This is a genomic window from Marinomonas arctica, assembly GCF_003259225.1.
GTDB classification, from domain to species: Bacteria; Pseudomonadota; Gammaproteobacteria; order Pseudomonadales; family Marinomonadaceae; genus Marinomonas; species Marinomonas arctica.
On the sequence record NZ_QHJF01000013.1, the window covers coordinates 137932 to 150579 of the forward strand.

The 12648-nt window shown below is 45.4% G+C and carries 12 protein-coding genes; 4 read left to right on the top strand and 8 right to left on the bottom strand.

Annotated features, from left to right (window positions below; translation table 11 throughout):
* The first annotated feature begins 8 nt into the window (after window positions 1–8).
* A complete protein-coding gene (locus tag DK187_RS21485) occupies window positions 9–1298 on the top strand; it encodes a methyl-accepting chemotaxis protein (protein ID WP_111607152.1) in 1290 nt (429 codons plus the stop codon).
* A gap of 74 nt (window positions 1299–1372) precedes the next feature.
* Here DK187_RS21485 and DK187_RS09705 read toward each other — a convergent pair whose 3' ends face one another.
* The 6 genes from DK187_RS09705 to DK187_RS09730 all read right to left on the bottom strand — a co-directional run bounded on the left by DK187_RS09705 (window position 1373) and on the right by DK187_RS09730 (window position 6352).
* Window positions 1373–2221 (bottom strand): class III extradiol dioxygenase family protein, encoded by an 849-nt coding sequence (locus DK187_RS09705; protein WP_111607153.1) that lies wholly within the window; start codon window positions 2219–2221, stop codon window positions 1373–1375.
* Window positions 2221–2583 carry a protocatechuate 4,5-dioxygenase subunit alpha gene (locus DK187_RS09710; RefSeq protein WP_111607154.1) on the bottom strand — a complete coding sequence of 121 codons (363 nt, stop codon included), beginning with the start codon at window positions 2581–2583 and terminating at the stop codon, window positions 2221–2223. Before DK187_RS09710 ends, DK187_RS09705 begins: the two co-directional genes overlap by 1 nt.
* 41 nt (window positions 2584–2624) lie before the next feature.
* Window positions 2625–3497, bottom strand: a complete 873-nt coding sequence (locus DK187_RS09715) for an amidohydrolase family protein (RefSeq protein ID WP_111607155.1) — start codon at window positions 3495–3497, stop codon at window positions 2625–2627.
* A 63-nt stretch (window positions 3498–3560) separates the two neighbouring features.
* Window positions 3561–4649 carry a 4-oxalomesaconate tautomerase gene (locus DK187_RS09720; protein ID WP_111607156.1) on the bottom strand — a complete coding sequence of 363 codons (1089 nt, stop codon included), beginning with the start codon at window positions 4647–4649 and terminating at the stop codon, window positions 3561–3563.
* Entirely contained in the window at window positions 4642–5319 is a 678-nt protein-coding gene (locus DK187_RS09725; protein ID WP_111607157.1) for a 4-carboxy-4-hydroxy-2-oxoadipate aldolase/oxaloacetate decarboxylase, read from the bottom strand. Before DK187_RS09725 ends, DK187_RS09720 begins: the two co-directional genes overlap by 8 nt.
* A 25-nt stretch (window positions 5320–5344) precedes the next feature.
* Window positions 5345–6352 (bottom strand): amidohydrolase family protein, encoded by a 1008-nt coding sequence (locus DK187_RS09730; protein WP_111607158.1) that lies wholly within the window; start codon window positions 6350–6352, stop codon window positions 5345–5347.
* A 680-nt stretch (window positions 6353–7032) separates the two neighbouring features.
* Here DK187_RS09730 and DK187_RS09735 point away from each other — a divergent pair.
* The 3 genes from DK187_RS09735 to DK187_RS09745 all read left to right on the top strand — a co-directional run bounded on the left by DK187_RS09735 (window position 7033) and on the right by DK187_RS09745 (window position 9871).
* A complete protein-coding gene (locus DK187_RS09735; RefSeq protein WP_111607159.1) occupies window positions 7033–8046 on the top strand; it encodes a DctP family TRAP transporter solute-binding subunit in 1014 nt (337 codons plus the stop codon).
* 80 nt (window positions 8047–8126) lie between these two features.
* On the top strand, window positions 8127–8600 hold the full coding sequence (locus DK187_RS09740) for a TRAP transporter small permease (protein ID WP_111607160.1): 474 nt from the start codon (window positions 8127–8129) through the stop codon (window positions 8598–8600).
* Window positions 8601–8602: 2 nt separating this feature from the next.
* Window positions 8603–9871, top strand: coding sequence for a TRAP transporter large permease (locus tag DK187_RS09745; RefSeq protein WP_188322951.1), 1269 nt, complete (start codon window positions 8603–8605; stop codon window positions 9869–9871).
* Between the two features lie 89 nt (window positions 9872–9960).
* On the opposite strand, the gene DK187_RS09750 is transcribed toward DK187_RS09745, so the two are convergent.
* Both DK187_RS09750 and DK187_RS09755 read right to left on the bottom strand, forming a co-directional pair.
* On the bottom strand, window positions 9961–10440 hold the full coding sequence (locus tag DK187_RS09750; RefSeq protein ID WP_111607162.1) for a peroxiredoxin: 480 nt from the start codon (window positions 10438–10440) through the stop codon (window positions 9961–9963).
* A gap of 62 nt (window positions 10441–10502) precedes the next feature.
* A complete protein-coding gene (locus DK187_RS09755) occupies window positions 10503–12479 on the bottom strand; it encodes a methyl-accepting chemotaxis protein (RefSeq protein WP_111607163.1) in 1977 nt (658 codons plus the stop codon).
* Window positions 12480–12648 lie beyond the last annotated feature (169 nt).

Below are 12648 nucleotides of genomic sequence, written 5' to 3' on the forward strand. Positions count from 1 at the left end.
AAATCACCATGTTCTTTGGAAAAAAAAATATCAACCATGACAAAGCCGAGACGTCAGAAAATGATGCTTTGGTTCAAGCCATCACCGCATTCTGTGCCACCATCTATTTTCTTCCGGATGGCACCATACTTGATGCCAATCCCTTATTTCTAAGTGCTGTGGGTTACTCACTTGATCAGATCCAAGGCAAACACCACGCTATGCTATGCCCAGAGGCGATTTTTACTAGTCAAGAATATAAACAATTTTGGCCAACACTCGCATCAGGGAGCTGCCAACAAGGCACCTTTTTGCGCAAAAGAAAAGACGGATCGGACCTGTGGATAGAGGCCACTTACTTTCCGGTTAAAGTCGATGGCAAAGTCGTCAAAATCATGAAAATTGCCTCCGACGTCACGGAAGCAAAGCATCGTGCTGACAGCCAACAAGCGGTTTACAATGCAATCAATCGCTCAAATGCTATGATCGAATTTAAGCCAGATGGCACCATCATCACAGCCAATCAGAATTTCTTGACGACTATGGGCTTTCAGTCCACTAAGGAAATCGTTGGACAACATCATAGACAATTTTGTAAAGACGATTTCTATAAGAAGCACCCTCAGTTCTGGCAAGAGCTCGCACAAGGCGAATTCAAAACAGGTCGCTTTGAGCGTATCAATAAGCATAAAAAGACGGTTTGGCTAGAAGCCAGCTACAACCCTATTTATGACGATACCGGCAAAGTTATAAAAATATTAAAGGTAGCGTCAGACATTACTCAACGAGTAAATACAGGATTAGCAACACAAGACGCCGCAAATGTGGCGTATACGACGTCGGTAGAAACAGCTGATGCATCCAAAAAAGGTGCGAGTATTCTGCAGCAGACAACCACATCATCTAAACAGATAATCACCGAAGTCCAAACAGCAGAGAATTTGATAGAACAATTAAACGTTCAATCAGAAAAAATCGCCAAAATTGTCACCACCATAGGATCGATAGCGGATCAAACCAATTTATTGGCTCTAAACGCGGCGATAGAGGCAGCTCGTGCTGGCGAACATGGCCGGGGCTTCGCGGTGGTTGCTGATGAGGTTCGCACACTGGCCTCTCGTACCAGCAAATCGACCACCGAAATTGAGGACATGGTGAAAGAGAATAGCAATTTGACACGCCAAGCCAAAACCAGCATGAGCAAGGTAAATGAACATTCAGCACAAAGCGCTCAATTAATAGAAGACGCCTCAGGCATCATAGACGAAATTTTGAAAGGCGCGATGCATGTTTCGAACACAGTAAATAAACTGATATAAATCGAAGGATGAAAAGACCCGCAGCCTAAAAAATGAAGGCAGCGGATCTTTTATCATCGTACATGAGCACCAATTTATTTAGGCATTTCATGCTCTAACAGCATCAAACCTGAGCCTGTATTCGAAATCGGCGCATGGTAATTACGATGCAGTTCAGTCACTTTACCTAACAAGGTACCGCGCATTGCTATCAGCATGTTCAGCTCAACAGCTTGTGCTCCGCCTTGCTCAACAAGATCAATGTTCGTGTATTTCGTTAAGGCTTCTGGGTCAGAAACCAACTTATCCAGACAGTCTAGATCAAAAGCACGGTTGATAAAGCCAGCGCGTTCACCATCCAGTTGATGAGACATGCCGCCCGTACCAAACACCACCACATTAAGATCCTTTTCATACGATGCAACCGCTCGGCCAATGGCTTTGCCTAGTTCAAAGGTACGCCAAGGTTGTGGCATTGGGTATTGCTCGCAGTTAATGCACACAGGAATGACTTTTACGTGACCGTATTTGTGCCCCGGCCACATAAGATTCAACGGTACGGTTAAACCATGATCGACCTTCATTTCTTGGCAGATCGTCATGTCAAACCCTTCGTCGACAAGGCTGTTGGCAATGTGCCAAGACAAATCAGACTCACCTGTTACAGGTGGAATTGTCGGAATCCCCCAGCCTTCATCCGAGTTGTAATATTCGTCCGCAACGCCCATCGCAAAAGTGGGTTTTTTGTCGATGAAGAACTCCAAACCGTGATCATTGTAAAAAAGAATAATCACATCCGGTTTTTTCTCATTCAACCAGTCACGCACTGGCGGATAACCATCAAAAAACGGTTTCCAATAGGGCGTTTCTTCCAATCCGTTGGCCATCGCATTGGCAATCGCCGGAATATGAGACGTCGTTATTGCACCAATAATGTTTGCCATTAGACTTCTCCTCGCCCGTTTCTTTCTAACATCGCTTTAAATTCGTCCGTGGTCATGCCCGTTTGCAAACCACCAATATCCTGCATATTTAGCTTTAACAATCCGGTGAATTTCGCTAAATAGTAGATACTGCCACCTTCACGCAAAAGCCCAATAACATCTCGGTTACGAATCGCTTCTTTTTGCGCTTGTGTGAGTTTGAATTTTTCACAATAGGCTTCTGGGTCCGCATTAAATTCATCACGTGCGACTTGATCGTTAAATGAGTAACACATTTTGTTTAAGCCGTAGCCTTTTTTCGCCATCTGGCCGTCAAAAAGGTACGTCCCTTGGAACTGTCGATCTGTATAGTTACTAGCCATCTTGGTAACCTCTATTTTGATACTTTGCAGCGGAGTTTGGATTAGTTCCAATACAGGCGCATTGGGTTATCCACCAACAACGCTTGCTGTAGTTCTTTAGTTGGCGCGATATGAGGAATCACATCCACAAGATGTCCATCATTGGGCGCCTCTACTTTCATGTTTGGATGTGGCCAATCGGTCCCCCACAACACACGATCAGAAAATTGCTCGACCAAGGTACGAGCAAAAGGATACACATCAGAATAATCTGGCGCATGTTGCGTCAAACGCTCAGGGCAACTGACCTTACACCATACATTGTCATTGTCCGCCATGAAGTTAACAAAACGTTGGAAGTCTGGATGATCCACGCCATTGGCCACATTGGGTGTGCCCATATGATCCACCACAATCGTGGTATTCAACGCTTTCAAGAACGGAATCAAGTCTTCTAGATCTGCCGCTTCAAAGTACACTACAATGTGCCAACCGAAAGGACGAATCTTGTCAGCAATCGAAAAAAACACTTCTTTTGGAGTGCTGTCTACAAGACGTTTCACAAAGTTAAAGCGCACACCGCGCACACCTACTGCATGCATTTTTTCGATGTCTTCGTGCGTAATCGAATCATCAACAAACGCCACACCGCGAGCCAAATCCCCAGCCGTCTCTAACGCATCAATCAAGGCGGAATTATCCGTACTGTGACAAGAGGCCTGCACAATCACATTACGCGAAAAACCTAGGTGATCACGCAAGGCAAACAACTGCTCTTTGGAGGCGTCGCAAGGTGTGTACTTACGTTTTGGATGGTAGGGGAATTTATCCGCTGGACCAAAAACGTGACAATGCGCATCTACCGCCCCCGCTGGCGCTTTAAACGTTGGCTTGCTTGGGTTTGGATGAAATGGAATATAATCTTTGTCCATCATGTTCAAATACCTGTTTTATTATTCGTTCTAATTAAGCAGTCGTTATGACATAAAACTAGCGAGTTAAAGACCGTTGTCATGAGCAAATACTTGTCCATCAAACAACTTTCTCGCGGTGCGTAAAATCGCGGCTGAGCCCACATCGCCGTTTTCATCTTGATCTAAAATAACGGTCATCGACCCAATCGGATGTTCAACATCCAAGGTCATGCGAGTGCTAGGCTCATAATTCGCCACTTCATTCGCTGGCGAGCCTTTCAGAACGGCTGCGGTCGCCACACTCACCGCCCCCAAGACGCCAATCGAAGCATGGCAACGATGGGGAATAAATGTACGAGTCGAGATGGCACCACCGTTCGTGGCTGCGCTTACCATGGTCATTTTAGGCACGGATTTGTCTTTCACATCCCCTAAGTTCATCATGGGACCAACTTGCAAGCGAATCGATTCGAGCTTGGCCCGCAACGCGTCATTGGCTTCGAGCTCTTCACGAGATTCTGTCCCCGTAATCCCCATGTCCACAGCACGAATGATCACCACAGGCATACCGTTGTCGATACAGGTTACCTCGACACCATCAATCACATCGACCACATTGCCTGTTGGCAACAAGGCACCACAGCTTGACCCTGCCGTGTCTTGGAACACGATCGGCACAGCAGCCGAGAAACCTGGCACGCCGTCAATACGGGCATCGCCCTCGTATTGCACTTCGCCATCTTTTACCGCGACACGCGCTACGGCGATTTGCCCCGTGTTTTCCATAAAGATACGTACAGACGTTTCGCCCTCTTGAACCGCCACTAAGCCACGCTCAATGGCGAACGGCGCAATACCCGCTAGAATATTGCCGCAGTTTTGTGCGTCGGTGACAATCGCCTGATCAACAAAGACCTGCAGAAATAAGTAATCCACATCGGCATCATCACGAGACGATTTTTTTACCACAGCGACTTTCGAGGCCAACGGATCCGCACCACCAATGCCGTCAATTTGACGCTCATCTGGCGAGCCCATCACGCGCAATAAAAACGCGGCGCGAGCATCCACATCTATGGGTAAATCGTCGGCTAAAAAATACGCGCCTTTAGAGGTGCCGCCACGCATCCACATACAAGGCGCACTTTTTATAACGCCTGCCTGTTTAGACATATTTCAAGCCTTTTTCTGCTAAGCGAGGGCGCATTTCATAAATATCTAAGCCCAATTCACCGTTGGCCATACGCACACGTTTGGCTTCTTCATTGGCCATGCGCTTACGAGCCAATTCCAACACTTCCGCGGCATTTTCACGACGAACAACCACCACGCCGTCATCATCTGCGACAATGACATCCCCCGGATTCACCAAGGCATCCGCGCAAACAATCGGCACGTTTACGGAGCCCACCGTTTCCTTGATCGTGCCTTCAGCAAACACTGCTTTTGACCACACAGGGAAGTTCATTTGACGAAGATCGCGAGTATCCCGAACGCCGCCATCAATCACCAAGCCAACCACGCCACGAGATTGAGCCGACGTCGCCAACAAATCACCGAAAAAACCATGGTTTGAAGGAGACGTTGGTGCAAACACCATCACATCACCGGCTTTGCACTGTTCTATCGCCACGTGCATCATCCAGTTATCGCCAGCGGCACCTGAAATCGTGATCGCGGATCCGGCAATGGTTTTGTCCATTTGAATGGGGCGCATGTAATGAGCCAATAAACCAACACGACCTTGAGATTCATGAATCGTTGCGACGCCACACTCAGCTAAACCATCGATGACAGCTTGGTCGGCGCGTTCAATATTTTGTACTACTACATTATTTCGCATGATGCTTTCCTTAAAATCGATACACTTAAGCTTTTAATCTTGAAAAGACGCGACGCGCATTCCCTTCAAAGATCGCTTGTTTTTGCTCAGCGGATAACACGGTGTTGTTGTCAATATAACGTTTCGTATCATCAAAATAGTGGCCCGTTTCTGGATCGACACCGCGTACCGCACCGATCATTTCAGACGCAAACAAGATGTTCTTGGTTGGGATGATGTCTAACAGAAGATCAATACCACGCTGATGATAAACACAGGTATCGAAATAGATGTTGTTCAAAACACGCTCAGCAAGATCAAAACCTTGATCTAGTGCCATGCCACGGAAACGACCCCAGTGATAAGGCACGGCGCCACCGCCATGAGGAATAATGATTTTTAGATCTGGGAAATCTTTAAATACGTCCGACATCATCAACTGCTGAAAGCCCGTGGTATCCGCACCTAGGTAGTGTGAGCCAGTCGTGTGGAAACAATCGTTACATGCCGCGCTCACATGGATCATCGCAGGAATGTCGTATTCGCACATTTTTTCATAAATAGGATAGAAAGAACGATCCGCCAAAGACTTGTCTTGCCAATAACCACCACTTGGATCTGGGTTCAGGTTGATACCAATAAAGCCCATTTCTTCCACGGTACGAACGATTTCCGCCACCGATTTACCTGGGTCAACACCAGGAGACTGGGGCAATTGCGCAACGGGAGCAAAGTTCTCGGGAAAAAGATCACACACACGGCGAATCAAATCATTTTGATGTTCTGTCCAATACTGGCTGGTGTATTCATTACCAATATGATGCCCCATCCAGCTCGCACGAGGAGAGAAAATCGTTAAATCTGTACCGCGCTCTTGTTGTAAACGTAGTTGGTTATTGATGATGCTGTCACGGATTTCGTCGTCTGAAACAATGACTTTACCCTTTTCACCCACAAAAGCCGGATCTTTAGCGACCTGTGCTTTTTGCTTATCGCGGTATTCGCCTACACCGGGTGGCGTGGTCGTATAGTGTCCATGGCAATCTATAATCATGTTACATCTCTCTATTCTTATTTAAAGCGCTGTTTTTATTGGAGTTAATGCTGTGAAAATGAAGATTAAACGCCAACCTCATGCACGCTCATCTTCCTTATCTGTACAGCCAGTTAAAGATAATGACTTTAGAGTATTCTTTATCTTCGGACAATTTGGCTATTTCAATTTAACCGAAAGGGTATTGCATTTTGAGATAGCCTATTCTCAACATCGGCCAGATACCGACTCGTTTAAGATATTTATATTCCGCAGTTTTCTTTCAAAACACAGGTTAAGCGATGAAAACCCCATATTATGGTCTTGATATATATAGTTTTTTTTATAAATGCCTGCTTAGAAAAACTTTCGTATGCTCTTTTTGATATATAAGAGGTATTAAAAATTCATTTCTAAAAATATAAAAACTACGACATTTTGGTTACCTTGCTTGGCAAAGTGGATCTAAAACACCCGCCGTAAGCAAAATATAAAGAGCAGCACCTTGACAAGAGCAGCTGCATAAAAATTGTGCGTCTCAATGAAAAAAATATAGGGTATTTTTGAAATGATCCTATATTATTTAGACGCTTAACCCTGTTAAATCACGAATACCGAACAGCCTACCGGCTCGAGAAGTCCGGTAGAAAATACAAAAATAATACGATTGGGACACAGATCCCGAGCTTGGAGACGTAAAAATGAATCTAACAAAAAAAATTACCCTCGGTTTACTGGCCGCTGGCGCAGTCAGTAGCGTAAGCGCAGCAGATCTAACCTTAACCATTGGTCATGTAGATCCTCAAGATTGGACAACGTCCAAAAAAGGTGCTGCAACAGAAGTCTTCAAAAACCTTGTAGAAGCCGAATCCGGTGGCCGCATTGAAGTCAATGTCTACCCTTCTAGCCAACTTGGCGGTGAAACAGACCTTGTACAATCGGCACAAGAAGGCACATTGAGTATGGCCATGGTATCTGGCGCCTTTGCTAAAGTGTGTAAAGAAGCGGCCGTACTCGAAATTCCTTATCTTTTTCCATCTGCGCCTGTGGCATGGGAAGTTCTGGACGGTGAATTTGGTAAAGCCTTGTCCGAGCATTGCTTAAAAGAGAGCGGACTACGCACGCTTGCCTATGGTGAAACGGGCTTCCGTAACTTCACCAACTCGAAACGCCCTGTGGCAGAACCAAAAGATTTGAGTGGTTTAAAGATTCGCGTTCAGACTTTGCCGTTGTACGTAGAAATGGTAAAAGCTATGGGGGCAGAACCTACGCCAATCGCGTGGCCTGAAGTGCCTTCTGCACTGACGACTGGTGTCGTTGATGGTCAGGAAAACCCTGTCAGTGTTATCGAAGCGAATAAATTCTATGAGTTCCAAAAATACCTAACCCTAGATGGTCACGTTTACGGCACAGACTTCCTATTAATCAATGAAGATGTGTATCAATCTTTGAGTGATGAAGATCGTGCCATCATTGACCGTGCAGCCAAGGTGGCTGGCGTGTTAGGACGTGCAGTACAGCAATTCAATTCCGCAAAAGGTTTAAAATCGCTTGCGGCAAACGGCATGCAAATCACCACGCCAACACCAGAGCAAATGGCTAAGTTTCGCGAGGTCGCACAGCCTGCTGTTATCAACTGGTTGAAAGGCGAAGTGCAGCCAGAATGGATTGAGCGTGTTCAAATGTCGGTACAAGTCGTTAGCAACTCGCAATAAGTGTTTACACGTTGAAACCAGGCAACCAAAAGCACTGACTTTTGGTTGCCTATCCTTTGTCATCACTCGGAAAGCTCACCATGAAGCGCCTCTATAAAAATTTTCTCGCTATTTTAACTGGCTCCTCTCTATTGGTTATTTTTGGCGTTGTGTTAGTCAGTAGCCTGAGTCGTTACCTATTTAATTCGCCCATTCAATGGAGTGAGGAAGTGGCAAAATATGCCATGATCTATGGCACCATGTTTGGCATGGCATTGTGCTACTTAGAAGGCATTCATATTCGCTTTACCTTTCTAGAGGATATGGTGCCCGCCAAAATTCGTCATTTACTGCACTTTATTTCCGACATCATCGCGCTAATAAGTGGTGGTGTAATTGCCTATTCAGGTTATTTATTCATGATGAAACGCGGCGCGATAGAAGCGCCCGGTACAGGCATTCAAATGTATTACTTTCAAGTAGCCATGGTCATTGGCGGCGTATGTTTGGTGCTCGCAGCGCTCATCAGACTGACTCAATATATCCAACCTAAAACCGTATCGGAAGGACAATAATCATGTTAGGTATCGGGATTCTTATTGTTCTTTTAGTGATTGGTAGCCCTATCGCTTTTGCTATTTTACTCGGCGTTGTTGGCCATGTTTATACCTTACCCTTTAACATTAGTTTAGTCGCTCAGCGTATTTTTAGCGGACTGGACTCGTTTTCTATTTTGGCGATCCCGCTGTTTGTTCTAGCCGGAGAATTGATGAACGAAAGCGGCATTACCAGTCGTATTATTAATTTTGCTAATGCGCTGGTTGGTCATTTAAAAGCCGGACTTGCCCATGTCAATATCTGGGCATCGGTTATCTTTGCGGGACTCTCTGGCTCTGCCGTAGCGGATACGTCCGCACTGGGTCGTGTGTTTATCCCCACCATGGAAAAAGAAGGCTATCCGCGCTCTTTTGCGGCCGCATTAACGGCTGCGTCGTCGGTTATCGGTCCGATGATTCCGCCCAGCATTCCAGTGATCATTTACGCCTTAATTACCACTGGCGTATCAGTCCCGGCTCTGTTTCTTGCAGGGGTAACACCTGGGCTCTTCCTAGCCGTTGGCCTGTCTATTTATGTTTATTTTTTCGCCGGTCATTACGCACCACTCAAAGCAAAACTCTCCATGGGAGAACGCTGGAAAGCCTTCGTTGATGCGTGGATTCCGCTTTTTATGCCAGTTTTTATTGTTGGATCCATTCTAACGGGCATAGTGACACCAACAGAGGCCGCAGCCTTTGCCGCAGCATACGCCTTGCTAGCCGGCATGTTTATTCTAAAAAGCTTAAAGGTGTCTGACCTTCCACGCATTTTTATTCGAGCCATGCGTGACTCCTCTGTGATCTTGATCGTCATCGCTGTTGTTGCCGCTGCCAATTGGCTACTCACCTTTTCAAGAGTGCCGCAAACAGTCAGCCAAATGGTACTTGAACACGTTTCAAGCCCTTGGATGTTCCTCATCCTAGTGAACGTCATCTTGCTCATTGTTGGCCTCTTCCTTGAAGGGATCGCCGCCATGCTGATATTGCTACCGATATTACATCCTATTGCAATGAGCTTAGGCATAGACCCTGTCCATTTTGGTATTGTGGTGATTTTTAACCTGATGATTGGTCTAATAACGCCACCAATGGGAATTTGTTTATTCGTTTCCAACTCCATTGCGAATGTCGGTATTGCGGCTATTTCACGACAAATCATGCCGCTCTTTTTAGTAGAACTAGCGGTATTAATATTAATTACTTTTGTGCCCACTACCGTTACGTTTTTACCTAAGCTACTCGGCTACTAAAAACCGTAAAATACTAAACACGGGACATAAAAAAACGACGCACACCGCGTCGTTTTTTTATGTCTATTAAGGAAGGTTGGCAAACCGCTTTATAGCTGAGACAAAACGTACTCAGCCGAGCTCACTTTATATTCCCCTGGATTATCTAACCACAATTGCTGAACGATGCCATTTGATACCAACATGGCATAACGACGACTACGAATGCCCATTTTTGCCGCAGAAATGTCCAACTCTAGCCCTAGAGAACAGGTAAATTCAGCCAAACCATCAGCGGCCATAATAAGATGCTCGGCATTATTCGCTTTGCCCCAAGCGTTCATCACGAAAACATCATTGACAGAGAGACACACTATGTCATCTATTCCTTTCTCTTTTAACGCATCATAATGCACCACAAAGCCAGGTAAATGGCTGGCACTGCACGTTGGAGTAAAGGCGCCCGGTACAGCAAACATCAACACAGTTTTACCCGCAAAGAATTCGGCCACATCCACGGTTTCAGGGCCTTCTTCTCCCATCACTTGAAACGTACCATGAGGCAACATATCACCCACAAGAATCGACATAGACTTTATCTCCTGAGAATTAAGATACCCCAATATTAACGCAACCTATCTCAAAAACACCATCAAACAATCTTAAATTGACTCAGCAAATCTTTTTGATGAGACGCCAATGTTGATAATCCTTTGCTGTCTTTCTCACTCTGATCCGCTCCTAAAGAGGCTTGCTCAGACATTACCGATATATCCAAGACATTCTGTTTGATCTCCTGCGCGACCGCAGATTGCTCTTCCGCGGCCGTTGCGATTTGGGTACTTAAATCTCGAATCTCCGCCATGCTACTTTGCAATTCGGCCAACGACACACCAACTGAACGTACTTCCTCAACACTGGAATTGGCACTTTGACGGCTGGTTTCCATACTACTGACAGTTTTGGTCACACCTTGCTGTAATTGGATAATCACTTGCTGTATTTCTTCCGTCGAACTGTGCGTTCGTGTTGCCAAAGTTCGCACTTCGTCGGCCACGACCGCAAAGCCTCGACCTTGCTCTCCAGCACGTGCCGCCTCTATCGCGGCATTAAGCGCCAACAAATTAGTCTGCTCCGCAATTTCCTGAATGACATCCAAAATCCGATCAATACTTTTGGAATGCTCATCCAGCTGATTCACCACGGTCGTAGACGCTTCTATCTGCTCAAGAAGACTTTCCATTTTGTCGATACTGGCGTCCATCTGGGCTCGGTTTTGATTGGCTCTTTGATCTACTGACTGTATTTGATGCAAAATAACTTCCGAGCTTTTCGCCACCTGATCCACCGTGGCCACCATTTCTGACATAGACGATGCCACTTCAGTCGTTCGCTCATTTTGAGTGACCATCAAGCGTTTTGAATCACTTGCTAAACGAACGTTATTACCGGCAGAATCCGCGACTTTATTGGAAGCCTGATCAATTTCCATCATAACACTTTGCAACTTAGCAACGAGACTGTTGACCCAAGCTGACAATTCCCCAAACTCATCCTTTGTTTTTACTGCACTACGCTGGGTGAAATCGCCATCCGAAATTTTACCCAACACCTGCATAACTTCTTTTAATGGCAGACGAATACTGCGGCTCACCCAAAGCGCCACCAGCACGGCAATCACAATAGAAACAATCAAAACCACACCAATCACAAGCGTGGATAATGCCGCGGCTTTTGCCGCCTCTTCTCTGGCGTTTTCACTCATGAGCGCCGCTTCAGACAATAGTTTTTGCGCCGAGGTATTTACCACATCCATACTGTCAGATAGCTGCTTCGCCAATAACTCCGACTCTTGTACCAAGCGAGTGGTTTGATATTGCTTCGCTACCACGCCCTCGTCAGACATCACACTGATTTCGATTTCACTCACCAAATCATTGATATTGTCATCGTTCACATAAGATTGCTTATCCTTCAAACTGGATATGATCGATGCCATGCTATCGCGTAACGCCTGCATTTTTTCCAAATTACGCACATCAAAATAGTCATTGACGGAGACCTGCAAGCTTTCTATTTGGCTTTGCATATAAGAGGCGGCAAACTGAATTTCAGAGGTATCGCCATCGGTCACCAGCACGCCTAAATCTTCAGCCGTAAAATTAATGGCATCTTTTAAGTCTAGCTTTTCATCCGGTACAGAGGCCTGCAACTCAAGCATGGTTTTATGATTAGAGAAGGCGGTATCTGTGTAACTGAAAAAACGAGCGACCTCTGTGTTGATATTTCCTAAGGCTTGATTCATTTCCGGAAGGTTTTGAAGCTGGGCAGACAATTGGCCAGATACGTCATTGAACTCTTGTTTATAACGTAAAAAGCGCTCAGACAAATCCTCTAACGAATCGGGTGATTTGCTTAAAAGATATTGCAAAACAGCACCATTAGCTAAACTTAGGTCTTCTTTCAATATATTACTGGTGGCAGAAATACTGGCTACTTTACCCGTAACGACATGCAGACGATCTTCAATTTTGTTGATGCCAACAAAACCGGATGCCGCAATCATCAATAAAAGCAGTAGTAAAATCCCAAAGCCAAATAAAATCCTCTGAATAACGGACAACGACATAATCGACCCCTAATAAAAACCTACTCTAGATTATCTAACATGTTCAATATTGACCAAGTATACAGGAATACCATAACACTTTATTTACAATTCACGACACCCTGTAAACACCAAACGCACACAATCGAGCGTAGCCAAATCCACATAGATTTCTTTCAACCCACCAATC

Bases quoted from the DNA above. Each gene is read 5' to 3' on its own strand.
- DK187_RS21485 (WP_111607152.1), top strand. From the start codon at position 9: ATGTTCTTTGGAAAAAAAAATATCAACCATGACAAAGCCGAGACGTCA.
- DK187_RS09705 (WP_111607153.1), bottom strand. From the start codon at position 2,221: ATGGCAAACATTATTGGTGCAATAACGACGTCTCATATTCCGGCGATT.
- DK187_RS09710 (WP_111607154.1), bottom strand. From the start codon at position 2,583: ATGGCTAGTAACTATACAGATCGACAGTTCCAAGGGACGTACCTTTTT.
- DK187_RS09715 (WP_111607155.1), bottom strand. From the start codon at position 3,497: ATGATGGACAAAGATTATATTCCATTTCATCCAAACCCAAGCAAGCCA.
- DK187_RS09720 (WP_111607156.1), bottom strand. From the start codon at position 4,649: ATGTCTAAACAGGCAGGCGTTATAAAAAGTGCGCCTTGTATGTGGATG.
- DK187_RS09725 (WP_111607157.1), bottom strand. From the start codon at position 5,319: ATGCGAAATAATGTAGTAGTACAAAATATTGAACGCGCCGACCAAGCT.
- DK187_RS09730 (WP_111607158.1), bottom strand. From the start codon at position 6,352: ATGATTATAGATTGCCATGGACACTATACGACCACGCCACCCGGTGTA.
- DK187_RS09735 (WP_111607159.1), top strand. From the start codon at position 7,033: ATGAATCTAACAAAAAAAATTACCCTCGGTTTACTGGCCGCTGGCGCA.
- DK187_RS09740 (WP_111607160.1), top strand. From the start codon at position 8,127: ATGAAGCGCCTCTATAAAAATTTTCTCGCTATTTTAACTGGCTCCTCT.
- DK187_RS09745 (WP_188322951.1), top strand. From the start codon at position 8,603: ATGTTAGGTATCGGGATTCTTATTGTTCTTTTAGTGATTGGTAGCCCT.
- DK187_RS09750 (WP_111607162.1), bottom strand. From the start codon at position 10,440: ATGTCGATTCTTGTGGGTGATATGTTGCCTCATGGTACGTTTCAAGTG.
- DK187_RS09755 (WP_111607163.1), bottom strand. From the start codon at position 12,479: ATGTCGTTGTCCGTTATTCAGAGGATTTTATTTGGCTTTGGGATTTTA.